1 protein-coding gene and 2 pseudogenes are annotated in these 1,760 nt (G+C 60.4%); all 3 read left to right on the forward strand.

Annotated features, from left to right (window positions below; translation table 11 throughout):
- Nucleotides 1-540 (forward strand): annotated as a pseudogene (locus ASD86_RS28125) (TonB-dependent receptor); the annotation flags it as partial.
- A 1-nt stretch (nt 541) separates the two neighbouring features.
- Nucleotides 542-1,034: pseudogene (locus ASD86_RS28130) on the forward strand (TonB-dependent receptor); the annotation flags it as partial.
- A 327-nt stretch (nt 1,035-1,361) separates the two neighbouring features.
- Nucleotides 1,362-1,760, forward strand: a 399-nt coding sequence (locus ASD86_RS28135) for a TonB-dependent receptor plug domain-containing protein (protein WP_235567900.1), incomplete at its 3' end; no start/stop codon positions are given.

A 1,760-nucleotide genomic window follows, 5' to 3' on the forward strand; every position in this document is an offset into this window, starting at 1 on the left:
CTACTCCGAGGGCTTCCGCGCTCCGACCATCGCCGACCTGTACGGCGGTCTGGGCCAGTCGTTCTCGTTCTACACCGACGCCTGCGACACCTTGTTCGGCGACGCCGCCGGCAGCGCCCGCTGCCTGCAGAACGTGCCGGCGAACTTCCGCCAGCTCGCCAACACCCCGTCGGGCCTCGCCCCGGGCCCGGGTACGCAGACCAACACGCCGTTCCTGTCGGGTTCGAACGATCAGCTGGTTCCGGAAACCTCGACGTCGAAGACCTTCGGCGTGGTGTGGAGCCCGACCTTCGTCGAAAACCTCAACCTGTCCTTGGACTGGTGGTCGATCAAGATCGAAAACGCGATCCGCGGCGACGATCCGACCCAGGTGCTGGCCGACTGCTACACCCGCGGCATCGAGTCGCGCTGCAACACCGGACAGGATCCGGCCCGTTCGCGCTTCACGCGTGATCCGGTCACCGGCGCCATCACCAGCTTCATCTTCGCGCCGATCAACGTGGGCTACAACGAAGTCGAAGGTTTCGACTTTGACGTGAANTCGTCTCGACACGCAGTGGGGCCGCTTCGGTTTCGCGTGGTTGAACAGCTACACGACCAAGAACGAACTGCAGACCGACGTCCTGGGCGAAGCGACCCCGAGCCAGCAGAACGGCTTCGGCGGCAACTTCCGCCTGCGCTCGAACTTGAACATGAGCTGGGACAAGGGTCCGTGGGGCTTCACCTGGGGTCTGCGTTACTACTCCGGCGTGAAGGAAGAGTGCTACTTCGACGATCGTTGCTCGCTGCCGGACTACACCGCTCCGGAATTCGGCGGCGTCAATTCGCCGAAGAACGAGATCGGCTCGAACACCTTCCACGACATGCAGGTCCGCTTCAACGCGCCGTGGAATGCCACGATCGCGGTCGGCGCGAACAACGTGTTCGAGCACTACGCCGCTCCGCAGTACGATCAGCCGAACTCGGGCTACTCGTACTACGGCGGCTACGACATCGGTCGCTTCATCTACTTCAAGTACCAGCAGCGCTTCTAAGCAACACTGCGGTACCGCTTCACCAGAACGGCCCCTTCGGGGGCCGTTTTTTTTGTGCCAAAAAATCGCTTAAATACATTTAATAACCACAATAATTAGATTTTCTATAAGCCTGATTTCCACGCGATTACATATAGAAAATGCATTTAGTGCGTATTTGATACGACGTATACGCACATGGCGTTTTAACGACACTTTAATTATCGAAATGAGGTGACTAGTATCCGGGCCGCGGTTAGTCGGGACGAGGCTTTTTGATTTGCGCTCTCCGGCCAACCTTGCATATCGAAATCCGCTTATCAGGCCCTTGAAGAGAGAGAGACCGAAATGATCCTGAAGACCAACCAGCTGCGAGACGCGATTACGTTCGCTCTTGCGGTGACTAGCACCGCTCTGGTCGGCACGGGCGCCGCGCTTGCCCAGGAAGCCGGCAGCAAGGAAGCCACCACGCTCGATCGCGTCGAAGTGACCGGTTCGCGCATCCGCCAGGTCGACGTCGAAACCGCCGCGCCGGTTCTTCAGATCAGCCGCGCCGAGATCGAGAAGCAGGGCTACAAGTCGGTCGCCGACATCCTGCAGAACATCACCGCCGCGGGCTCGCCGGCGATCAGCCGCACCTCGCCGCTGTCCTCGGGCGAATCCGTCGGCGGTTACTACATCGACCTGCGCAACCTCGGCGCCAACCGCACCCTGGTGCTGGTCAACGGCAAGCGTCTGGGCGCGACC

The sequence above is a fragment of the Lysobacter sp. Root690 genome, assembly GCF_001427785.1.
Lineage (GTDB): Bacteria > Pseudomonadota > Gammaproteobacteria > Xanthomonadales > Xanthomonadaceae > Lysobacter.